Here is a 20,231-nt window from a genome sequence, read left to right on the forward strand (position 1 = left end):
CGTCACTCAGGTCAGGGGACGTGCAGCGAGTCCAGCTCGTCCGCTCGGCGGAGGTCCTTGGGCCGGCCCAAGGCGCGGCGCATCTGGATCAGATCGTTTCGGGAGGCATAGTGAACTTCCAGGCCGCGCGCGTCGACCGCGACAATCGCGCGGTCGAGAAACCCTCGGACCGAGAGGGTTCCCCAGGGAAGCGCCGGGGTGCAGCAGTCACCGCCGGCTCCGGGTGAGGTGAACTGGACTTTGGGGCGGAGAAAGGAATCCGGGTCAGCGGCAAGGGGAGTGCCCGTTTCGTCGGCAAGTTGGGCGTTGACAGAGGCGAAGGCCGCCGCCAGGGCTGGGGCGTGGGCCGGGACACCGTCCCAGAGCAGGTCCAGATCGCCGGTCAGTTCGGTGGATCCATGCATGATGCCGGCGACCTGGCCGATCACCACGGCCCGGACGCCGTTTCGGTGGAGGGCTTCGAGCAGCGGGAACGGGTCGAACCCTTGGGCGCCGTCCGTGTCGATCGTGCCGGCGTCGTCGTCGGCGTCCTCGTGGCGCAGGCCGGTGGCCGCCCGATTCCGGGCCAGCTCACGAGCGCGTCGTGCGGCGATGCGGAGCCGCTCCAGCGGTTCGTCGATCATCTGATCCATTCAACACCGCCTGAACCTCACCCATCGCCAGGAACGGCCTCAGCGTCGCGGCCAGTTCACCGACGCGCTCGAAGATCGAGAAGTGGTTCCCGTCGTGGCGCAGGAGCCTGCATGCCCCGTGGGTGCAACGTGCCCAGCCGGCACCCGCGTCCGGCCCGACAAGCGGGTCCTCCCGCCCATGGACCACCAGCAGCGGAGCGGAGATCCGGCGCGGCGGCGAGCCGGGATCGTAGGAGATGGTGTTGCGCAGGTCGGCGCGGATCAGCGGCATGAAGAGCATGGCGCCGATCGACGGGCTGAGCCTGGCCGGCACCCCGCCCACGGCCTGGAGCGCCTCGAACAGCTCCACGTCGGTCAGCCCGAGAGCGTCCTGTCCCCAGGCCGCCCTCTTATGCGGTGAGTTGCGACCGGATACGACGACCAGCCGCGGCCCGTTGCCCGCCGAATCCTCGTTGATCGCAGCCATCTCGTAGGCGATGAGGCTGCCCATGCTGTGCCCGAACAGGACGTACGGCCGGCCCGCCGCTCTCTCCCGTACGCGGCGAGCCAGGTCCGTGGCGGCCGCGGGCACCGAAGGTGCGACCGGCTCGGCGGAGCGGGTGCCTCGGCCCGCGAGCTCCAGCGGGACGACCTCGGCGTCGTCGGCGAACCACTCCTGCCAGCCGCGGAAGACCCGGGCCGAGCCGCCGGCGTAGGGCACGCAGAAGAGCAATGTCCGATCAGTCATTTGTGGAAGTCCTCAGGGTCGGCGGCGGCGATCCGGATGGCGCGGGGGCGTTCGGCGGGCAGGAGCAGGGAGTTGAGCTCCGACCGGAGCCTCGCTTCCGTGTCCGGCCGCGGGTCGGTGACCGCGATCTCCAGGTCGAGCACGCTCTCGCCGTCCGCGGCCTCGGCCAGCCGCAACCCGCACCGCACGACCCCGGCGAGGGCGTTGACGGTCTGCCGCAGGCCGCTGAGCGAGACCTTCTCGCCACGGATGATCGCGAAGTCCGACAGCCGGCCGCGGAAGTAGTGGTAGCCGTCGTCGTCGATGGCGAAGACGTCGCCGGTGGCGATCCGGCCGGGGGCGATCAGGGTGCGTTCGGCCGGCGGGCCACCGATCTTCCTCTCCAGCACGGTGTCGGACTCCACCAGGAGTTCGCCGGTCGCCGCGCGCAGGGATGTCCGAACCCCCGGGAGGGGCCGGCCGGCGGAAGCGTGCCGGTGGGCCGGTTCGGCGTGGGCGGCGAGGGTCAGGACGCGCGGTCCCGCTTCGGTCAGTCCGTAGGTGAGGTACAGCTCGCCGTCTGGCCTGGCCGACAGCAGCCGGGCGACCTGGGATGGATGGATCTGGTCCCCGCCGATGGTCATGACCCGGGGTCCTGACGGCAGGACGCCGTGGGCCAGGAGCCTGCGGGCGAGTTCGGGAGTGAGGGAGGAGTGCGTCACGCCGTGGGCCACGATGGCCGACTCATAGCCGGCCGGGGTGAAGGGCGGGCCCGTGACGACGATCCGGGCGCCTGTGGCGTAGGCGGCCAGCACCTGGGCGACCATCGCGTAGGAGTAGTACAGCGGCAGGTTGACCAGCACGGTGTCGCCGGCTGTCATACCGACCGCGGCGGCGTGACGGCGGGCGTTGCGCAGGAGCGCGGCGGCGCGATGCAGGCACGCGCTGAAGGCTCCGGACGTGCCGGAGGTGGAGATGAGCACCTGCCCGGCCCGATACGGCGGGGCGGCGTCGTCCTCGGGTCTCGCTCGCTGGGCCTGCTCCGGTGGCGTGGCGCCGCCGAGCAGCACCGCCTCGACGCCTCCGACGGCCTGGGTGGCGGCTGCACCGTACCTGTCCGGGTCCGGTCTGGCGGCCAGCAGGGCCCGCGCTTCCAGCGTGTCCGCGAGCCGCCGTATCCGGGCGGGCGGGGTCCGGGGAGCGATGGCGATCGGGACGAGGCCGAGCAGCAAGGTGGCCAGATAGATGCGCACCGTGCGCATGGAGTTGGACAGCGCGACGATGACGGCGTCGCCAGGTTCGAGGCCGAGTTTCGCGAGGTCGTCCAGGGTGCCGTCGATCCCTTCCTGGGATGTCCTGGCGTCCAGGTCGGCCGAGCGGGCCAGGAAGTCGGCGACCAGTCCCGCGTCCAGCGGCGGTCCGTGGTCTGTGACGGACATCGGGGGCGTTCCCTTCATGCCGTGGTGGCGAGAGAAACGATCGGAGCGGTCAGCAGGGCGCGGGGATCGGTGCCCGGCTCCGTGGCGGCATGCAGCACGGCGCACCGGACGGTGTGCCCCTCAGGGTGCGCCTGATGCCGTGCGGCGATCACGTAGCGGGCCTGGCCGGAGCTGAGCCACGACTCCGCGACCGTCAGAGCCGCGTCGACAGTGCTGTCGTCGGCCGCCGCGAGGACCAGCGACGGTCCGCGCAGGCCCCATTGGATGCAGGTGAGCCCGGTCAGGATGCCCGGGTTGGCGCCGGCGAAGCGCAGCGGCGAGACTCGGCCACGCGTGCCCGCCTGGGCCGCGAGCACCCTGGAGGTCGGCAGGGCCTGGGCACCGGTGAGCACGATCACCGCCACGTCGTCCCGGGCGGCGAGCACGTCCTCCCGGCAGCCGCTCTCGTCCAGGGCGGCCTCCACAGCCGCGGCGACCAGCCAGGCCACTGGGTCGGCATAGAGGGAGGGACGGTTGGCGGAGCGGGCGGCGGGGTCCTCGACCGTGACCGTGCCATGACCGGCGACGGCCAGGCGACCGGGCCAGGCGATCTCCTCCCCGTGGGGGAAGCTCTCCTGCCCGCATGAGAACCGGACACACGTGTTGAACCCGCCGAACCCCAGCGTCAGGCTGAGCCCTGCCCCGCCGTGCACCTCCTGCGCCGTGCCGTCGGCCAGCCGCAGCGTGAAGCCGGGCATCGGCGAGTCCAGCCCTGCGAGCGGCGGTGCCGCACGGTGCCGCAGCGCCAGGATCGTGGCTATCGCCTCGATCGCGCCGGTAGCGCCCAGGCTGTGGCCAAGGGCGCCCTTCGTACCGAAGACGATCGGGCCGTTCCCTGACCCGGCGAAGAGCCGGTGCAGGCTGGTCGCCTCCACCTCATCGTTGACGGGGGTGCCCGTCCCGTGGGCGCAGACCACGGCGACCTCTTCGGTGCCGCCCGGGCATCTGCGCACCGCGGCGACCACGCTGTCACCGGTGGGGTCGGGCGCGGTCAGGCCGGTGGCGTCGTTGGCGGATCCCACGCCGTCCAGGCGGGCGAGGATGCGAGCGCCCCGAGCGCGAGCCGTCTCCTCCAGCTCCAGGACCAGGAACCCCGCGCCTTCGCCGAGCACCATTCCATCGTGACCGGCGTCGAAGGCTCGCAGCCCGGTACGGCTCATCGTGCCGAGCGCCGAATGCCCGAGACGCTTGACCTCGCTCAGTACGTCGGCTCCGCCCGCCACGCAGATCCGGGCCCGGCCGCTTCGGAGCAGTGCCTCCGAGACGAGCAGGCTGTCCGCTCCTGCGGAGCAGGCGGTCGTCACGCACAACGGGGTACCCGGGTGGCCGAGCCGATGCGCGACCTCCTGGGTCCAGTGCCGTTCGGGCTCCTCGTCTTCCGCGTCGAGTTGCCCGCCGAAGCTGGTGCCGAGCACGAGCGTGACCGAGGGATCATCCGCCGCCACTCCGGCCTCGGCGAAGGCCCCGGCCAGCGTGCGGACGGCGATGGCGATCTGGCGTTCTTCCGGAGCGACCGACGCATACGGCGGGACCGGCACCTCTCCCGCGAGCAGGGTGCGGAGCCGGTGCGGCGAGCCGACCGGGACGACGCCGTCAGCGCCCGAGCAGAGCAGGCGCCACACCTCGTCGAGCCCGTCGCCGAGCGGTGTGGTCCAGGCCATCCCGGTGACGACGGCCACGGGCGCGTTCACCACAACTGCCGGCCCATCGCGGCGACCGTCGTCCGGGTGAGCGTCCCCTTGAAGGCGGCGACCGTCACGCTGTCGACGGACGCGCGGCACGAGAAGAAGAATGCGTCGCCACGCAACCGATCGGCGCGGACGTCGAGGACGACCTGGTCGCCGGGGACGACCGGCTTGGTGAAGCGGGCGGTGACAGAGCCGATGAGGGTCAGCTCGTCCTCGGCCAGCGGACGGGTGCTCAGCAGGTAGAGGATGATGCCGGACTGGGCGAAGGCCTGCATGAGATGGCTGCCGGGGTAGATCGCACGCTCGGGGAAGTGTCCCGCGATCGCGTCAAGGTTGCCGGAAACGGACAACAGGCTCCGGAGGAACACCCCGGGCTCGTGGTCGGTGACCCGGTCGATGTAGATCATCGGGTGACGGTGGCGCAGCCACTTCTTGATCTCGGTGAAGCCGAGCGCGCGGTCGGCCGAGGACTGCTCCGCCTGCGGTGACGCCGTCTGGAGTTGCATGGTGGACGATCCCTTCTTTCTCCGCGGAAAGTCAGCCGACCGTTTCCCGGTCTTTCAGTAGATGCTCCACAAGCGTCTGGATCCCGCCGAGCGTGGAGAAGTGCTCGGGGGAGAAATCGTCGTCGTCGACGGTGATCCCGAACGTCTGCTCGATGCAGACCCGCAGCTCGACGTAGCCGAGCGAGTCGAGCCCATAGACATCGCGCAAGCTGTCATCGAGCTGCATCCGCTCCGCCGGGATATCGACGAGAAGGTCGGAGACGAGAATTCCCTTAATGGTGTGCAGGACATTCACCGGATTCCTCCAGGAGAGTCGAATTCATGGGTCAGCTGGTCGACGAAGGCAGTGGAATGACTGGCGGCCACGAAGTCCGGCTGGGCCAGCAGTCGCCGTAGCAGCGGGATCGTCGTGGCCACTCCCGGCCCCTCGACGGCGAACTCGGCCAGTGCCCGATCGGCACGGACGATCGCCTGCTCGCGTGTCGGCGCCCACACGATCACCTTGGCCAGCAGCGAGTCGTAGTCCGGCGGGATCACGTCGCCCTGGCTGAACCCGGAGTCGACGCGCACCCCGGGGCCGCCCGGTGGACGGTAGGCGGTCAGGCGGCCGGGCGTGGGGCGGAAGCCCGCTGACGGGTCCTCGGCGTTGACCCTGCACTCGATGGCGGCGCCGGTCAGCGTGACTTGGTCCTGGGTGATGCCCAGGGGTTCGCCGGCCGCGACGCGGATCTGCTCCCGCACCAGGTCGACGCCGGTCAGCAGTTCGGTGACCGGGTGCTCCACCTGGATGCGCGCGTTGATCTCCATGAAGGTGATCTCGCCCGCGGCGTCCAGCAGGAACTCCATGGTCCCCGCACCGGTGTAGCCGACATGACGCGCCCCGGCCACGGCATGCTCACCGAGCCACTCGCGCACCCGGTCCGGCAGCAGCGGTGAGGGCGCCTCCTCCACCAGCTTCTGGTTGCGGCGCTGCAACGAGCAGTCGCGGTCGCCCAGGTGCAGGACGGTGCCATGTGTGTCGGCCAGGAACTGGACCTCGATGTGACGCGGCGCGTGGACCAGCCGCTCCAGGTAGACCTCGCCGTTGCCGAACACCTGGCGCGCCAGCGCGGTCGTGCGCCGGTAGACCTCGCGCAGTTCGGCGCGGTCGCCTGCCGACTCGATGCCACGGCCGCCACCGCCGGCGGCGGCCTTGACGATGACGGGGTAACCGATCCGCTCGGCCACCTCCTCGGCCTCGCCCTGCGTCGCCACGGGACCGTCGCTGCCCGGCAGGATCGGCAGCCCGGCCGCGGCGAGCAGGGCGCGGACCCGCGCCTTGTCGCCCACGCACTCCATCACCTCCGGGCTGGGCCCGATGAAGACGAGCCCGTTGTCGGCGCAGATCCGCGCGAAGTCGGAGTCCTCCGAAAGGAACCCGTAGCCCGGGTGGACGGCTTCGGCGCCGGTGCGCAGGGCGGCCTCGATGATCGCGGGCGGGTAGCGGTAACTGCGCCTGGCCGGGGCGGGCCCGATGTGCACCGCCTCGTCGGCGTAGGCCACGAAGCGGGCATCGCGATCGGCCGTCGAATAGACGGCGACCGTCGCGATGCCCAGTTCGCGGCAGGTCCGTGCGATGCGAAGGGCGATCTCACCCCGGTTGGCGATGAGGATCTTGCTGAAGCTCACGGCTCCTCCGCCCTGATCCGCACCAGCGCCTGGCCGTACTCCACGGGCGTCGCGTCGGCGGTCACGACCTCGACCACCTCGCCCGCCAGATCGCTCCTGACCGGGTTCATCAGCTTCATCGCCTCGACGAGGCCGACGGTCTGTCCCGCCCGCACGTACTCCCCGACCTGGATGTACGGCGGGGCGCCGGGTTCGGGCGCCACGTAGAAGGTCCCGACCAGCGGGGCGGTGACCTCGTGCAACCCGGGATCGGCCGCTTCCGTTTCCTCCTCCGCCGCCGTCACCGCCTGCAGCGGGCCGGCGGGTGCGGTCCCGTGCGCCCACGAGATGTCCAGTGCCCACTCACCCACCCGCAGCGAGAGGCTGGCCAGCGGCCCCGGCACGGTCTTGACGAGGTTGCCGGCCTCCTCGCGCAGCAGGCGGAGCGCCGCGTGCCGCTCGTCGGTGTGCTCAGTCATCGGCGATCATCCCCAGCACCCGGAAGCGTTCGTAGCGATGTTTGCGCAGCTCGTCGCCACTCAGCCCGGCGAGCTCGCGCAGGGCCTGCCGGACAGCGGCCCTGAGATGTCCGGCCGCGGCAGCAGGGTCGGTATGGGCACCGCCTGGCGGCTCCGGCACGACACCGTCGACGATGCCCAGCCGGAGCAGGTCCTGCGCGGTGATCCGGAGCGCGTCGGCCATGCGCGGGCCATGGGAGGGGTCACCGAACAGGATGGTGGAGCAGCTCTCCGGACTGATCACCGAGTAGACCGCGTGCCGGAGCATGAGCACCTGATTGGCCACCGCCAGCGCCAGCGCTCCCCCGCTGCCGCCCTCGCCGATCAGGACGGAGACCACCGGCACCGGCAGTTCCGACATGCCGGCCAGGCACTCCGCGATCGCCCAGGACTGCCCGCGGTCCTCGGCGCGGATCCCGGGAGCCGCGCCCTGCGTGTCCACGAGGGTGACCACCGGCAGGCCGAGCCTGCCCGCCAGCCGCATCAGCCGTAGCGCCTTGCGGTAGCCCTCCGGGTGGGCCAGCCCGAAGTTCCTGGCGACCAGTTCGTCGGTGCCGTGTCCCTTCTGGTGCGCGATGATCATGACGGGACGGCCGTCGAGGAGCGCGGGCCCGCCGACGATGGCCGGGTCGTCGCCCTCCAGCCGGTCGCCGTGGAGCTCGACGAAGTCCGTGCAGATCTGCCAGATGTAGTCCAGCGCGGTGGGGCGGCGGGTGTCGCGAGCCAGGCGCAAGGTCTCGTACGGCGTCGGCTCCTCCTGCGATCCCCCCAGCGCCTCCTGCGGCTCTTCCGGCGGCCGCTCCCAGGCGGCGACCTCGCCCGCCTCCCCGACCGAGGTCACCGCCAGCAGCCTGGCCAGCAGCGGGCGCAGGTCGTTCCGGGGCTCGACCCGGTCGAGCAGGCCGCGGCTCTTGAGGTACTCGGCCGTCTGGAAGCCCGGCGGCAGCTCCTCCCGGGTGGCGGCGGCGATCACCCGGGGCCCGGCGAAGCCAATGCGCGCCCCGCGTTCGGCCACCAGGACGTCGCCCTGCGTCGCGAAGGAGGCGGTGACCCCGCCGAACGTGGGATCGGTGAGCACGCAGACGCTGAGCAGCCCGGAGTCACGCAGCGCGCGCATGGCCTGGGCGGTCTTGGCCATCTGCATCAGCGAGACCGCGCCCTCCTGCATGCGCGCCCCGCCGGAGGCGATGGCCAGGATCAGCGGGACCCGCTCGCGCAACGCCGCCTCGCAGGAGCGGGTAACCGTCTCGCCGACGGCCGAGCCCATGCTGCCGCCCAGGAAGGCGAAGTCCATCGCCGCCACCACGGCCCGCCGGCCGCCGACGGTGGCTCCGCCGTACAGCATGGCGTCCTGCAGTCCGGTACGGCCGCGCGCCTCGGCGAGCCGCTCGGGGTATGGCCGCGAGTCCGCGAAGCCCAGCGGGTCGCCGCCGCCGACCTGCGGCGCGGGGGTGAAGGAGCCGGGGTCGGCGATGGTGGCGATCCGTTCCCCGGCGGTGAGCCGCTGGTGGTGCCCGCACTCGGGGCAGACGCGGCGCGATCGCAGCAGCCGCGGCCGATAGACGAGCGCGGCGCATTCCCGGCACACCTCCCAGTCACCGTGCCCGGCGGCATCCGTCGCTTTGGCCATGCGCAAGACTCCTCGAAATAGGTCGAGAGGGAGATGGGGCGGAAGGGAACGGGTCGAGCGTGGTGTCGGACGAGAGCGCCGGGACGCGCTCAGCCGCGCGCCGCCGCTTCGATGGCTTCCTTGATCAGCTTCAGCTGCACGGCGGAGTTGGCGTTGATGCGGTCGGCCATGCCCGCGTCGTCGACCGGCATCCCCGGCTTCAGCTCGAAGTCCTGCACCCAGCGCAGCAGGACTCCCTCCTCGGCCGGGAGGTACTCCCAGAACAGGAACATGTACTTGAACGGCCCGAGCTCGACCCGCTGGGAGCGCGCGGTCCGGGTGGCGGGGTCGGCGGTCCGGTCCGACACCCAGCTCCACACGACCCCGTTCTCGTCGGGGTGCATGGAGAGCCGGAACCGCACGGTGTTCCCGGTCCGGTGCAGGATCTCCGCCGCGCCGTACTCACTGAACAGCCCCGGCCACGACTCGATGTCATTGGTCATGTCCCACACGAGGTCCATAGGCGCGGCGATCGTGATGGCGTTGTCGGTGTGTGCTGACATTTCAGGACCTCACCGCGTTGTCCGGGGTGGCGGCCAGGAGGGTGTTGATGTGGTCGACGGCCTGCCGCGGCGTGCGCAGGTGGTCCATCGTCTCCTCCGAGACCCTGATGCCGTGCCGGCGCACCAGTTGGGAGACCAGCTCGTACTTGGCGAGCGAGTCGTAGCCGAGGTACTCGAAGTCCTCGTCGGCGGTGCTCTCGGTCAGTTCGTCGGCGTCGTCGACGCGCAGCATCGACCGCAGGTCTTCGAGGGTGAAGACGCCGGTTGCGGGCTCTGACATGGTTTCGCTCTCTCCTCGTCGAATCGATGAAGGGTCATGAGCCGAGCACGACGGCCGAGACGAAGCCACCATGCCCACGGGCCAGGACCATCGCGCGCTCGACCGCGCGCGGGCGCGGCTCGTCCAGCACGAGGTCGAGGTCGTAGGAGCCGGGGACCGAGGTGGTCGCCACCGTGTGGGGCACGCAGCCGTGGCGCATGGCGAGCAGGGCCGTGACCAGGTCGAGCCCGCCGCCCCCCGCGTGCAGCCGTCCCGTGAGCGCCTTCGGTACGGTCACCGGGACGCCGCCACCCCCGAACACCTCGCCGATGGCCTTGGCTTCGTCGGCGTCATCCGCGGGGACGGCCATCCCGTCCGCGAACACGACGTCCACGTCTCGTGGCCCGATCCCGGCGTCGTCGAGCGCCCGCTCCATGGTCCGCCGGAGCGCCGACGGTCGGCCGGTCCACGGCGCCGGGTCGAAGCCCGCGGCGTGGCCCAGCACGGTGCCGTGGACCCGCGCCCCGCGCCGCCTGGCTTCGGCGGCGGGCTCCACGATCAGCATGGCGCCGCCCTCGCCGGGCACGTAGCCGGCGGCGGAGGTGTCGAACGGGCGGTAGGCGCGCTCCGGTTCGTCCGCGGTGGACAGCCGGCCAGAGGTGAGCTGGGCCGCCAGCCCGTAGGGGCACAGGGAGGCGTCGGTGCCGCCGACGATGGCGGCCTTCACCTCGTCCCTGACCAGGCGTCGCGCGAGCGCGAGGGCGTCCAGGCCGCCCGCCTGCTCGGCGCAGAGCACCCCCGCCGGCCCCTTGGTGCCGTGGCGGATCGAGATCTGCCCGGAGGTCGCCGCGTAGAACCAGGCGATGGACTGGTAGGGGCTGACCCACGAGGGGCCGTGCCGGTAGAGCCGCTCCATCTCCTTCTGGCCGAACTCCGTGCCGCCGGACGAGCTCGCCGTGACCACGGCCACCGCGTACTCGGTGAGCTCGGCCGGGTCGAGCGCGGCGTCCTGGAGCGCGGCCTGGGCCGCGCTCAGCCCCATCTGGGTGAAGCGGTCCGTCTCCCGGATGAAGCGGGAGGGCATGGTGCCCCTCGCCACGTAGTCCTCCACCTGGCCGGCCACCCGAACCGGGTAGGAGACCGGATCGAAGCGGCTGATGAGACGGATCCCGCTGCGGCCCGCGAAGACCGACGACCAGTGCTGGTCCAGGCTCTGGCCGGTCGGCGCGACGACGGCCATGCCGGTGATCGCGAGCGCGCTCATGGGCGGACAGCTTCGGGTGCGGCCAGCAGGACGGCGCTCTGGAACCCGCCAAAGCCGCTGCCCACGCTGAGGACCACGTCCATGCGTTGATCACGGGCGACCAGCGGGACGTAGTCCAGGTCGCATTCCGGATCGGGCACGTGAAGATTGGCCGTCGGCGGCACGACCTGGTGTTCCAGCGCGAGCACGCAGGCCACCAGCTCGATCGAGCCGACCGCCCCGAGGGAGTGCCCGATCATCGACTTGATCGAGCTGATCGGCACCCGGCGGGCGTGGTCGCCGAGGCTGTCCTTGAACGCGGCGGTCTCATGCCGGTCGTTCTGCTTGGTGCCCGACCCGTGCGCGTTGATGTAGTCCACGGCCGTGGGGTCCAGCCGGGCTTCTCGGAGGGCGACGCGGATCGCCTCGGCCATCTCCCGGCCGTCCGGGCGCAGGCCGGTCATGTGGAAGGCGTTGTTGCGCTGGCCGTACCCGACCAGCTCCGCCTGAATCCGGGCGCCGCGCGCCCGCGCCCTGCTCTCCTCCTCGAGCACCAGGATCGCGGCGCCCTCGCCGAGGACGATGCCGTCGCGCCGGGCGTCGAAGGGGCGCGAGGCGTGCTCGGGGTCGTCGTTGTTGACCGAGGTCGCCTTGATCGCGTCGAAGCACGCGTAGGTGATGGGTGACAGGGGCGCGTCGGTCGCGCCGGCGATGACGATGTCGGCCGAGCCCTCCTCGATCAACCGGGCGCCCATGCCGACGGCGTCCAGACCGGACGTGCAGCCCGTGGAGACCAGCTGCACCGGCCCCTCGGCGCCTGCCTGCCAGGCCACCTCGGCGGCCAGCGTGCTGGGCACCATGTACCCGTACAGGTGGGGGACGCCGTAGGTGTGGTCGACCAGCCACTGCCGGCCCTCGTCGGACAGGACCCGGTACTCCTCCTCCAGGGAGATGGTGCAGCCGACCGCGCTGCCGAGGCTGACCCCGACGCGGGCCGGATCCACTCCGGACAGGTCCAGCCCACTGTCGGTGAGCGCCTCCCGCACGCACACGACGGCGAACTGGGCGGCGCGGTCCATGCGGCGCGTCTCGCGTTCGGTCAGGCCCGCCGCCCGCGGGTCGAAGTCGACCTCGGCGGCGAGCTGCGAGCGGAACGGAGCGGGGTCGAACATGGTCAGGGTACGGGTCGCGCTCTGACCGGAGGCCAGCAGCTTCCAGAACGCGTCCCGCCCGACTCCACCGGGGACGACCACCCCCATCCCGGTGATGACGGCACGTCTCATCACGTCTCTCCCGCTGATGGAAGGGGTTCTGTGTCGACATGGCCGAGGTCGGGGCGCGGCGCCAGCGGCGAGAGGTGGAAGACGACGTGCGCCGTCGAGTCGCCCACGTTGGCCAGGCGGTGGCGTTGCCCGATGGGCACCAGGAACGAGTCGTCGGGGCCGAGGGCGATCGGCTCGCCCTCCACCTTCAGCTCCAGCTCGCCCCGGATGACGTGGATGAACTCCTCTGAGAACGGGTGGTAGTGCTCGCTCACGTACTCCCCGGGCTGCAGCAGCACGGAGCCGCCGAATCCCGACGTGGCGCCGCAGGTCTTCTGGCTCAGCGTCACGCGGATCTCGCCGCCGCGGCGGCGGTTGGGCGTGACGTCCGCAGCGTTGATGGCCTTCGTGGTCGTCGTCATGTCACAGGCCCCGTTCAGTGGTCGAGGGAGTGGCCGATGAGCAGGCACATGGGAGAGGTGGTGTTGATCATCTCCGCGAGGCGGAGTCCGGAACGCTCGAACAGCCCGGCCATCTCCGCCTTGGTGCGTTCGCGGCCGCCGCGCAGCACCAGCATCTGCAGATCCAGGAAGGCCGCGCGTTTGTCGCCCGTCATGAGCTGCTCGACCACGACGATCCGGCCCCCGGGGCGCAGGGCGGCGCGGCAGGCGCGGAGGATACCGGCGGCCGAGTCGTCGTCCCAGTCGTGCAGCACCCGGTTGAGCACGATGGTGTCGGCCTGCTCCGGCAGCGACTTGAGATAGTCGCAGTCCACCACGTCCAGCCGGTCGCCGAGCCCGGTCTCCCGCACCTTCTCGCGCACCTTGGCGGTGACCGTGGGCCGGTCGAGCAGGACCCCGGTCAGCGACGGGTCGCCGGCGAGGATGTCGATCAGCAGGGTGCCGTGACCGCCGCTGACGTCGGCGACCCGGCCGGCGCCGGAGAAGTCGTAAGCGTTCAGGATCGTCCGGTTGAGGAATCGGGACAGGCCGGTCATCGCCTGGTCGAAGAGGGCTCCGTCCGCGGGCGACATGGTGTCGAGGAAGTCCGGCAGGTTCGTGCCGACTACCTGGTCGAGAGCCGGCTTGCCGTGCCGTACCGAGTATTCGAGCTGCGACCAGGTCTGCCACTGCCAGTGCGAGCCGAACAGGCGGGCGACAGCTCCGACGGAGTGCGGGTGGCCGTCGGCCAGCACGGCCGACAGGGGCGTCTGCTGGATCTTGTCCTCGCCGGTGCGGGCGAAGAAGCCGACCGTGCTGAGCGCCGAGATCAGCCGACCCAGCGCCCCGGAATCGCAGCCGCACTCGCCGGCGAGCTCGGCGAGCGTGCGCGGCCCGTCACCCAGTCGCTCGGCGATCCGCAACTGCGCCGCGACCTGCAGGGCACGGGCGATCCACATCCCGTTCAGGAGCTCGAGTACGGCAAGCGGGGCGAAGTGCCCCTGCTGCTCCGCCTCCTCGGGCTCCTCCCCGGCCGTCTCGGCCCGCGGCGGGATGTTCTGGTTGCCGGCGAAGACGTTGGCCGGGTCGTAGCGCCGCTTGAGCTCGACCAGCCGCTCGTACTTCTCCGGCCCGAAGGCGGCCTTGATCCGGTCCCCGCCCTCCTTGCCGATGAAATTGAGGTAGGCGCCGCCGGTACTGTACGGCTCGATCGCCCGGTGGAACTCGCGGGTCCAGGAGATCTGCCGCTCGGAGTCGGCCGGGTCCTCCCACATCGACAGGATGTGGATGTTGAAGGGCGCGTCACGCTGGCCGAAGGCCATGGCGTCGTTGTCGACGCGGGCCAGCGCGCCGCCCAGCGGCATGAGGATCGTCTGCGTGAAGCGGGAGGGCACGGTCTGGGTGAAGCGCACGATGTGGTCGATCGCCTCGTCAGGCAGTTCGGCGAGGAACTCGGCCTTCCAGTAGTTCTGCATGCCCTCGTGGGTCCCGGGCTCCAGCAGCCCCTGCAGGTCGGCATAGGCTATGGGTGCGACCATGTCACGCACGGGCGGGCCGAACTCGCGCAGCGGCCTGAGCACCTCCTCGCCCTCCTCGATGGGGCCGAAGTAGGACAGGACCGCGCCCACGACGGGCTTGCCGCGCGCGAACTCGGGGACGAACGGCTCGTCCGGCGCCGAGATGAAGGCGAGCCCCGCGCCGACCTCGTCCGGGGCCGTCGCCATGAAGTCGCGGAAGTGCCGGATCAGCTCGGCGAGCTGGAACGGCGGGTACATGACGAGCCCGCCGAGCACCTGCGGCCCGACCGGGTGGAGCTGGAACGTGAACTCGGTGACCACGCCGAAGTTGCCGCCGCCGCCGCGCACGCCCCAGAACAGCTCCTGGTTCTCCGTCTCCGAGGCCGTGCGCACCTCGCCGTCGGCGGTAACGATCTCCACAGAGATCAGCGAGTCGCAGGTGAGGCCGAGCTTGCGTTCCAGCCAGCCGCTCCCGCTGCCGAGGGTCAGCCCGGCCACTCCCGTGCCGCGGACCCGGCCGCCGGTGACGGCCAGCCCGTACTTCTGGGCGGCGGCGTCGAATTCACCCCAGTTCGCGCCGCCCCCGACCTGGGCAAGCCGGCGGTCGGGATCGATCGTGATGGAGTTCATCGGCCGCAGATCGAGGCAGACCGAGCCGTCGAGGACGGCGTCGCCCGTCACGCCATGGCCGCCGGCCCGCACCGACAGCGGCAGGCCCTGCCGCCTGGCGTGGGCGATCCCCTCGGCCACGTCGGCCGATGAGGCGCAGCGGATGATGAGACCGGGCCGGCGGTCGATCATGCCGTTGAACACCTTGCGGTATTCGTCATAGTGCGGATCATCGGGCCTGACCACGCTGCCCTGAATGCGATGGTCGAGGGTCGACTCGTCAGCAGGCATGATTCTCCCTGGGACGGAGGGGATAGTGGAGAACACGTATGCCATTCAGACGCGGGCGGCCACCGCCTGATACAGGAAATATTCGGTATCTATGGCGGGGCTGCACCGTCTGTAGAGCATGCCTTACACGCCGAGCGTCAGCAACAACGGTCATGAGCCCGAGCCTCGTCTGGAGCGCGACGACCCGGCATACGCGGGCCAGGCCGCCTACACGCCATTCTTTCTGAGATACGTCTACGACCCGCTCGTCATCCGTTTCCAGAACAGGGTCACCTGGCGCTGTCCCAGCAAAGCCATTCTCGCGCTGTATCGCGGGAACGTGTCGGGCGACCATCTCGACGTCGGCCCGGGGACGGGGTGGTATCTCAACAGATGCCGGTTCCCGTGCGCGGAGCCGAGAATCGCCCTGCTGGACGTCAACTCCGACGTTCTCCGCCGCGCCGCCGAGCGAATCGCCCGACACCAGCCGCAATGCATCCGGGCCGATCTGCTGAAACCCCTTTCGCTGCGGAAAGGACAGTTCGACTCGGTCGCCCTCGTCCATGTCCTGCACTGCCTGCCGGGCAGCATCCAGGACAAGGCGCAGATCTTCGACCAGCTCACACCGCTGCTCAGGCCGGGTGGCAGACTGTTCGGCTCGACCATACTCAGCCTCGGCGTGGCACAGACCAGGCTGTCGCGATCACAGCTCGGCTATATGAACAAGATGGGCATCTTCGCCAACGAACAGGACTCCTTGGAGGATCTCGAAAACGCGCTGGCGCAGCGGTTCACCAAGGCCACGCTGCACACCCGTGGCAGCGTCGCACTGTTCTCGGTCACTGTCTAAGGAGGAATGCTGGATGACTGTTCGCATGATGCTCTTCTCGACTGTGGACGCGGCTCGGGAGCAGGAATTCGAGGCCGCGTTCGGTAAAGCGCGGGAACGCGTCGCCACCATGCCGGGGCACATCAGGGACGAACTCCTCCGCCTGGACGACGCGGCCGGATCCTACGTCCTGATCAGCGAGTGGGAAAAGCGCGAGCAATTCACCGCCTGGCTGGAGTCGCCCGCGCACGACAGCATGACGGCGGAAATGCGGCCGTTTTTCCTCCGGCCCAGCGAGATGCGGTTCTATTCGCTCCGAGTCCCCTCCCCGCGAGGCTGATCGCATGCGCCTGATCGACCTGAGCATGACCATCGCCCAGCATCCGGACGACCCGGGTGTCCGCGATATCGACCGGTGGACGCATGACAGCGGGCCGGAACGGCTGGGCAATGCCGCGAAATCGCTGATCCAGCAGATCGCCGAACGCGAGGGCATTTCTCCTGCGCCTTTCCTGGAAAAGGATCACTTTCCCGGCGGCGTGTTCATGAGCAACGAGATCGTCACCCTCAGCGTGCACGGCGGCACCCATGTGGACGCGCCGTATCACTATGGGCCGTCGTCGGAGGGCCGACCGGCCAAGACGATCGAGGAGGTGCCGCTTGAGTGGTGCTGCGGCCCCGGGGTGCGGCTGTCGTTCCGCGATAAGCGGGCCCTTGAGGTCATCACCGCCGACGACGTCCGGCGCGAGCTGGACCGGATCGGCCACCGGCTGAGGCTGCTCGACGTGGTCCTCATCGAGACGGGTTGGAGCGAGCGCTGGCCGGACCGCGAGTACTACTCCGCGCACCCGGCGATGTCCCCCGGGGCGATCGAGGTCATCGTCGACCACGGCGTGAAGCTGATCGGCGTCGACACCGCCGGTTTCGACCTGCCGACCGCCCACATGATCGAGCAGTTTGTGAAAACGGGCGACTCCCGGCACCTGTGGCCCTGCCACATGTTCGGGCGCGAGCGCGAGTATCTGCAGATCGAGCGCATGGCCGGCCTGGGCCGGCTCCCCGGCCCCACGGGCTTCACGGTGTTCTGCGCCCCTGTCCGGGTCCAGGGTGCCGGCGCCGGCTGGGCACGGCCCGTCGCATTGATCGACCAGTGAATCGGCGCGAGGAGTCAGTCACCATGTTCGACCAAGAAGGCACGGCCCTGGCCGACTACGTCAACGTGCGGGACGGCGTGCAGCTGTTCTGCCGCCATGCCGGTCCGCGTACGGCGGCGCGGCCTCCCGTGATCATGCTGCACGGCAACCGCGACAACCACTCGCACTACGCCGACCTGCAGGAGCTGCTCAGCCCGGACCATCACACCGTCGCCGTGGACTTCCGCGGCCACGGCCTGTCCTCGACGCTGGACGTCCCGCTGAGCGCGACGCTGTTCGCCGACGACATCGAGCAGCTGATCCTGCATCACGGCTGGGAAAAGGTGATCCTGGCCGGGCACTCGCTCGGCTCGGCGGTGGCCATCACCCTCGCCGGCCGGCGGCCCGACCTGGTGGACGGACTCGTCCTCATGGGGTCGGCGGCCTCTTTCAGCCTGCCCTTCCGCCGGCCGGAGCAGCTGCCGACCAAAGAGACCTGGGCCGAGTACGTGCGCGAGGCCAACACCCGCGCCCTCCCCTTCTTCTTCCACGACAAGCATCCGGACGTCGCCAGGCGGGTCAGCGCCGCCTGGTCCGCCATCACCTTCGAGGTGCACCAGAATCTGGTCAGGATGCGCCATCCCGACCTCGCGGAGACGATCCGCGGGCTCGCCGTCCCGGCCCTGGTCGTCGCCGGCGAGCACGACAGGTGCACGACCATCGAGCAGGCCGAGTGGATCCGGCGGCACCACCCCGACGCGCGGCTGAGCGTGATCCCGGAGACCGCGCACTTCATGTACATGGAACGGCCGGGGACGGTGGCGGCGGAGATCCGCGCCTTCCTGCTCGGCCTGGCATGACGTCCTGCCGGACGGCATCCTCCCTGAAAGCGAACGGGACGGCCGTGATCGCGGCCGTCCCGTCACTCTCTCAGGCCGATTCCCTCCGCTGCTCCGGCGCACCCGCCGCCACGCCCATCAACTCCCGCAACCGGGCGATGGCGCGCAGCCGGGTGGGGCCGATGCTGCCCACAGGCATCCCCATCCGCTTCCCGATCTCCACGTAGGACAGGGGCGGATCCGCGGCGAGCAGGTTCAGCAGCTCGCGGTGCTGCCTGCTCAGGCCCTTGAGCCCGCGGGCCAGCGCACGCTTGCGTTCGTGGGCGGCGGCCTCTTCGATCCAGTCGTAGCTGACCGTGTGTGCCGCGTCGAAGGAGCTGGGCCAGTCGTCGAACAGCACCAGGGGCCGCGACCGCCGGATGACGTTCACGCACTCGTTCCTCGACGTGGTGGCGATCCAGCCGGCCAGCGACCGGGTGTCGCGGATCCTCTTGATGTGCTGGAGGAGCTTGAGCCAGACGACCTGGTTCACGTCCTCGACGTCCTGTCTCTGGAGTCCGTATCTGCGCGCGATCAGCTGGACGAGCGGGAGGAAGCGGCACAGAAGGCCGTCCCACGCCGGCTGGTTGCCGTCTCTGGCCAGCTTGACCAGCTCCTCCAGGCGACGGTCGTTGCGATAATCCCCCGTGCTTTCACCGGAGTGCTGCGCATTTCCCGGTAAGGAACATGGCACAGTCAGCGAAATCCGTTTTCTGCCGTCCAAGGCAACCCCTCGATCTCCCTATGACGGCACCAAGCCTCACCGATCGGCTCAATCCCCGTGTGCCGCCTATTATGAAGTCTGCTACACATCCACCAATCCCATACCGGAAAGCGCGAAATGTCAATCATCTCTCTTGCGCAATCCTCAATCTGGGAAATGTGAAATTTGAATGACTTCGGCGAAACACTTCGCTCGGCAACACGTACTCCCACCTGGGCATACTTCAGAAAGAGAGAAGAAAATGGGCAGCACAGAACCCGGCCCGCTCAGCCGTTTATTTGCAGCTCCAGCGGGCCGCGCGAGAATTCGCCGACTTTCACACAATTCCACGGGGCCCGGCCGGCACCCGCTCATCCCATTCGATGTGGTGATGATGCATCCAGCCAAGGGAAGCCCCGCCGTCCCCGGCATAATATTTGAGCATCACCGGCATGATCATGTCGCGGATCATTCGCGCGACCGGCCCCACCGATTTGAAGGTCGACCATTTGGCGCCCGTGGCCACCACCCGCTCCACCCGCTCGCGGCGAAGCCCCTCGTAGGCACGGAACGCCTGCCGGGCATCGGGCAGGTCGCGCAGGCAACGGCCGAGCTCGACCGAGTCTTCGATGGCCATCGACGCCCCTTGCCCGGCCGCCGGTGACGTCGCGTGCGCCGCGTCGCCGATGATGATCATGCGGTCACGGTGCCAGCGGGACACCGTGGGGATGTCGTGGAACGGCCATGCCACGAGCTCGTGATCAGTGGCCTCGACGATCTTCCCGGCCGGTCCGGGATCCACGCCGAGCAGGTCGGCGAGCGTCGCCCGCCAGTGGGCGTCGCCCAGTTCCCGCAGCTCGTTCTGGCTTGGCTCGTCCGGGTACGGCGGGTTGGCGAACCACCACACCTCACCGCCCGGCGCCACGGTGTAGCCGAAGAAGCAGCGCCTGCCGAAGACCATCTGGTACTCCCCGGGCGGCACGTCGACCACCCCGGCCCTGGCATAACCGCTGATGTACAGGTTGGGGATGTACCTGGCCGGCGGCGCGGCGGGATCGATCAGCGCGCGCACCCGGGACTTGATGCCGTCCGCCCCGACGAGCAGGTCGGCCTCATGCCTGGCGCCGTCCTCGAAGACAGCCACGACGCCGCCGTCCACGCCGCTCACATCGGCCAGCCGCCGGCCGTACTCGAAATCGATCCCGCGCCGCAACGCCTCGTCCCTCAGCGCCCCGCACAGGTCGGCACGCCGGATCGTGCGCCCGACCGTCCCGTCGGCCAGCGGCAGGCCGGTGCCCGCCACGCCCAGGGAACGCCCGGTCCCGCTGCGGAATCGCATCTGCGGGGTGTCGAATCCCAGCCCGTCGAGGCACTTGTCCGCGCCGATCGCGCGTAAGGCGTCAATGCCGTTGACGTGCAGAATCACAAACGCGCCCACGCCTTCGGAGCCGCTGGGATGCGACTCGTAGACGACCGGCTCGAACCCCGCCAGCTGCAGGGCCATCGCCACGGTCGGGCCCGCCACGCCTGCTCCGATAACTGCGACAGTCTTCATGATCTGTCTCCTCTAATGAGGGATCGTGGAGTGGTCGTTCGATCGCACAGGTCCAAAGGACCACAGTCACCGCCGGCGCTGAGCGCATCGTGGCGGCGATCGCAGGGATACCTAACAGACGTGGCCGGGGCGTCCGAGATACGCATACCTCACCGAATCCCTCCATCCGGCCCCGCCTCCCGACCG

Annotated in this window: 21 protein-coding genes; 4 read left to right on the plus strand and 17 right to left on the minus strand. The window is 70.1% G+C overall.

Annotated elements, in window-relative coordinates:
• Positions 1-11: 11 nt before the first annotated feature.
• The 15 genes from ACIBQ1_RS19060 to ACIBQ1_RS19130 form a co-directional block, all read right to left on the minus strand.
• Entirely contained in the window at positions 12-623 is a 612-nt protein-coding gene (locus tag ACIBQ1_RS19060; RefSeq protein WP_397279043.1) for a hypothetical protein, read from the minus strand.
• The gene (locus ACIBQ1_RS19065; RefSeq protein WP_397279044.1) at positions 571-1,359 is read right to left on the minus strand and encodes a thioesterase II family protein; all 789 of its coding nucleotides are present in this window, start codon (positions 1,357-1,359) and stop codon (positions 571-573) included. Before ACIBQ1_RS19065 ends, ACIBQ1_RS19060 begins: the two co-directional genes overlap by 53 nt.
• The gene (locus ACIBQ1_RS19070; protein WP_397279046.1) at positions 1,356-2,777 is read right to left on the minus strand and encodes a class I adenylate-forming enzyme family protein; all 1,422 of its coding nucleotides are present in this window, start codon (positions 2,775-2,777) and stop codon (positions 1,356-1,358) included. The genes ACIBQ1_RS19065 and ACIBQ1_RS19070 overlap by 4 nt, the downstream gene beginning before the upstream one ends.
• A gap of 14 nt (positions 2,778-2,791) precedes the next feature.
• Positions 2,792-4,507 (minus strand): beta-ketoacyl-[acyl-carrier-protein] synthase family protein, encoded by a 1,716-nt coding sequence (locus tag ACIBQ1_RS19075; RefSeq protein ID WP_397279048.1) that lies wholly within the window; start codon positions 4,505-4,507, stop codon positions 2,792-2,794.
• On the minus strand, positions 4,504-5,010 hold the full coding sequence (locus ACIBQ1_RS19080; RefSeq protein WP_397279050.1) for a 3-hydroxyacyl-ACP dehydratase FabZ family protein: 507 nt from the start codon (positions 5,008-5,010) through the stop codon (positions 4,504-4,506). The genes ACIBQ1_RS19075 and ACIBQ1_RS19080 overlap by 4 nt, the downstream gene beginning before the upstream one ends.
• Positions 5,011-5,041: 31 nt before the next feature.
• Positions 5,042-5,305 carry an acyl carrier protein gene (locus ACIBQ1_RS19085; RefSeq protein ID WP_397279052.1) on the minus strand — a complete coding sequence of 88 codons (264 nt, stop codon included), beginning with the start codon at positions 5,303-5,305 and terminating at the stop codon, positions 5,042-5,044.
• On the minus strand, positions 5,302-6,678 hold the full coding sequence (locus tag ACIBQ1_RS19090; RefSeq protein WP_397279054.1) for an acetyl/propionyl/methylcrotonyl-CoA carboxylase subunit alpha: 1,377 nt from the start codon (positions 6,676-6,678) through the stop codon (positions 5,302-5,304). Before ACIBQ1_RS19090 ends, ACIBQ1_RS19085 begins: the two co-directional genes overlap by 4 nt.
• Positions 6,675-7,136, minus strand: a complete 462-nt coding sequence (locus ACIBQ1_RS19095; RefSeq protein WP_397279056.1) for an acetyl-CoA carboxylase biotin carboxyl carrier protein — start codon at positions 7,134-7,136, stop codon at positions 6,675-6,677. The genes ACIBQ1_RS19090 and ACIBQ1_RS19095 overlap by 4 nt, the downstream gene beginning before the upstream one ends.
• Positions 7,129-8,805: an acetyl-CoA carboxylase carboxyltransferase subunit alpha gene (locus ACIBQ1_RS19100; RefSeq protein ID WP_397279057.1), complete on the minus strand. Its 1,677-nt coding sequence runs from the start codon at positions 8,803-8,805 to the stop codon at positions 7,129-7,131. The genes ACIBQ1_RS19095 and ACIBQ1_RS19100 overlap by 8 nt, the downstream gene beginning before the upstream one ends.
• 89 nt (positions 8,806-8,894) lie before the next feature.
• A complete protein-coding gene (locus ACIBQ1_RS19105; RefSeq protein WP_397279059.1) occupies positions 8,895-9,347 on the minus strand; it encodes an SRPBCC family protein in 453 nt (150 codons plus the stop codon).
• Position 9,348: 1 nt separating this feature from the next.
• Positions 9,349-9,627, minus strand: coding sequence for an acyl carrier protein (locus ACIBQ1_RS19110; protein WP_397279061.1), 279 nt, complete (start codon positions 9,625-9,627; stop codon positions 9,349-9,351).
• A 34-nt stretch (positions 9,628-9,661) separates the two neighbouring features.
• Positions 9,662-10,870, minus strand: coding sequence for a ketosynthase chain-length factor (locus tag ACIBQ1_RS19115; RefSeq protein WP_397279063.1), 1,209 nt, complete (start codon positions 10,868-10,870; stop codon positions 9,662-9,664).
• Positions 10,867-12,132 carry a beta-ketoacyl-[acyl-carrier-protein] synthase family protein gene (locus tag ACIBQ1_RS19120; protein WP_397279065.1) on the minus strand — a complete coding sequence of 422 codons (1,266 nt, stop codon included), beginning with the start codon at positions 12,130-12,132 and terminating at the stop codon, positions 10,867-10,869. The genes ACIBQ1_RS19115 and ACIBQ1_RS19120 overlap by 4 nt, the downstream gene beginning before the upstream one ends.
• A complete protein-coding gene (locus tag ACIBQ1_RS19125; RefSeq protein WP_397279067.1) occupies positions 12,132-12,533 on the minus strand; it encodes a cupin domain-containing protein in 402 nt (133 codons plus the stop codon). The genes ACIBQ1_RS19120 and ACIBQ1_RS19125 overlap by 1 nt, the downstream gene beginning before the upstream one ends.
• Before the next feature lie 14 nt (positions 12,534-12,547).
• A complete protein-coding gene (locus tag ACIBQ1_RS19130; protein ID WP_397279069.1) occupies positions 12,548-14,968 on the minus strand; it encodes a methyltransferase in 2,421 nt (806 codons plus the stop codon).
• A gap of 118 nt (positions 14,969-15,086) precedes the next feature.
• On the opposite strand from ACIBQ1_RS19130, the gene ACIBQ1_RS19135 reads away from it, so the two are divergent.
• From ACIBQ1_RS19135 to ACIBQ1_RS19150, 4 genes are read left to right on the plus strand one after another with little or no spacing between them, the layout of a single operon-like run.
• The gene (locus ACIBQ1_RS19135) at positions 15,087-15,797 is read left to right on the plus strand and encodes a class I SAM-dependent methyltransferase (protein ID WP_397279071.1); all 711 of its coding nucleotides are present in this window, start codon (positions 15,087-15,089) and stop codon (positions 15,795-15,797) included.
• Positions 15,798-15,810: 13 nt separating this feature from the next.
• Positions 15,811-16,116 carry an antibiotic biosynthesis monooxygenase family protein gene (locus ACIBQ1_RS19140; protein ID WP_397279073.1) on the plus strand — a complete coding sequence of 102 codons (306 nt, stop codon included), beginning with the start codon at positions 15,811-15,813 and terminating at the stop codon, positions 16,114-16,116.
• 4 nt (positions 16,117-16,120) lie between these two features.
• Entirely contained in the window at positions 16,121-16,930 is an 810-nt protein-coding gene (locus ACIBQ1_RS19145) for a cyclase family protein (RefSeq protein WP_397279074.1), read from the plus strand.
• 23 nt (positions 16,931-16,953) lie between these two features.
• Positions 16,954-17,769, plus strand: coding sequence for an alpha/beta fold hydrolase (locus tag ACIBQ1_RS19150; protein WP_397279076.1), 816 nt, complete (start codon positions 16,954-16,956; stop codon positions 17,767-17,769).
• A gap of 70 nt (positions 17,770-17,839) precedes the next feature.
• Here the strand turns inward: ACIBQ1_RS19150 and ACIBQ1_RS19155 are convergent, their stop codons facing one another.
• Positions 17,840-18,481: an RNA polymerase sigma factor gene (locus ACIBQ1_RS19155; protein WP_397279078.1), complete on the minus strand. Its 642-nt coding sequence runs from the start codon at positions 18,479-18,481 to the stop codon at positions 17,840-17,842.
• Positions 18,482-18,827: 346 nt separating this feature from the next.
• Positions 18,828-20,045 carry an FAD-dependent oxidoreductase gene (locus ACIBQ1_RS19160; RefSeq protein ID WP_397279080.1) on the minus strand — a complete coding sequence of 406 codons (1,218 nt, stop codon included), beginning with the start codon at positions 20,043-20,045 and terminating at the stop codon, positions 18,828-18,830.
• Between the last annotated feature and the right edge of the window lie 186 nt (positions 20,046-20,231).

It is taken from the genome of Nonomuraea sp. NPDC050153 (assembly GCF_044460125.1).
GTDB lineage: Bacteria > Actinomycetota > Actinomycetes > Streptosporangiales > Streptosporangiaceae > Nonomuraea.